The 231-nt window shown below is 51.9% G+C and carries 1 protein-coding gene; it reads right to left on the bottom strand.

What is annotated here, in order from left to right:
* Positions 1-231, bottom strand: a 231-nt coding sequence (locus tag EWU23_RS13930) for a hypothetical protein (RefSeq protein WP_166233214.1), incomplete at both ends; no start/stop codon positions are given.

Genomic DNA, 231 nt, shown 5'->3' with positions numbered 1-231 from the left:
AGGCCGTTAAGCTATTGCTGCCACTAAAGGCGGTGCCACTCACTTGGGGGCTCGTTAAGCTCACTGTCATTTTACTGAATGACCCTGCGCTTACAGATACCGATAAGCGGTCTGAGCCTGCAGCTACGATGCTTCCATCTGTGGCTGCTATCATCGCTGATTCTACTTGGAACAAGCTCAAGCTCGCACTCGCTACTCCATTGCTGAAAGTAAGGCTTGTCGCTGTGCCCA

Source organism: Aquirufa beregesia (genome assembly GCF_011090385.1).
Classification (GTDB): Bacteria; Bacteroidota; Bacteroidia; order Cytophagales; family Spirosomataceae; genus Aquirufa; species Aquirufa beregesia.
The sequence above is the reverse complement of the archived record's forward strand: the minus strand, read 5'-3'. Positions and strand labels throughout refer to the sequence as shown.